Genomic DNA, 1,069 nt, shown 5'->3' on the forward strand with positions numbered 1-1,069 from the left:
TGTACGGATTGATCTCCTCGCTGTGCAGGCTCCTCGCCAGCGTCTGGTGCTTCATCTGCAGCAGCACCTTGATCACGCCCGCAACGCCGGCCGCCAACTCCAGATGTCCGACGTTGCTCTTGATCGAACCCAAGCCGCAGTAGCCGCCTGGCAGTGCCTCACCGCCCTCGCTGAGCTCGGCGAACGCGCTCTTCAGGCCCTGGATCTCGATCGGGTCACCCAGCGGGGTCCCGGTCCCATGCGCCTCGATATAGTTCACCGTCCGAGGATCCACCTCGGCGCGGCGCATGGCCTCCTTGATCAGCTCCGCCTGCGCCGCAGGGTTCGGCGCCGTCAGCGAGTTCGCCTTGCCGCCGTGGTTCTCCGCGCTGCCCCGGATCAGCCCGTGGATGTGATCGCCGTCTCTTTGCGCCGCCCCCAGCGGCTTGAGCAGCAGCAGTCCCACGCCCTCGCCGCGCACATAGCCGTTGGCCTGCGCCGAGAACGTCTTGCAACGCCCGTCCTTGCTCAGCATCCCCGCCTTGCTGAAGCTCGTATGCGCATCCGGCGACAGCAGCGTGTTCACCCCTCCCACCACCGCCAACTCGCATTGACCGCTTTGCAGCAGCAGCACCGCACGATGGATCGCCACCAGCGAGCTCGAGCACGCCGTCTCGATCGGCTCGCTCGGCCCGTGCAGGTCCAGCAGGTAACTCATGCGGTTCGGCCCCATCGAGGCGACCATCCCCGCCGCGCTGTAGCCCTCCACCGCACAGCCGCTCTGCGACAGCAGGCCGCCGTATCCGCTGGTCCCCGTACCCACCAGGATCGCTGTCTTGCTGCCGGCCAGGCTTTGCGGCGCGTAACCGGCTTCCTCGATGACACGCCAGACATGGGTCATCAGCAGCCGCTGCTGCGGGTCCATGCTCTCGGCCTCCCGCGGCGAGATCCCGAAGAACAGCGGATCGAACTGATCCACCCCTTCGATCACACCCGCATGCCGGACCTCGATCTCGTCCTCGCGGCAGCCCCAGCGCTGCAGCGGCAGCTCGCCGATGCAGTCGCGGCCCGCCCGCAAGCTCTCCCACAA

General features: G+C 67.4%; 1 protein-coding gene. It reads right to left on the reverse strand.

All coding sequences use genetic code 11. The features are described 5' to 3' along the window. Window positions 1-1,057 (reverse strand): beta-ketoacyl [acyl carrier protein] synthase domain-containing protein (locus tag TSA1_RS00015; protein WP_210421878.1); only part of this gene is annotated, 1,057 nt, incomplete at its 3' end. Between the last annotated feature and the right edge of the window lie 12 nt (window positions 1,058-1,069).

The organism is Bradyrhizobium nitroreducens, from assembly GCF_002776695.1.
GTDB classification, from domain to species: Bacteria; Pseudomonadota; Alphaproteobacteria; order Rhizobiales; family Xanthobacteraceae; genus Bradyrhizobium; species Bradyrhizobium nitroreducens.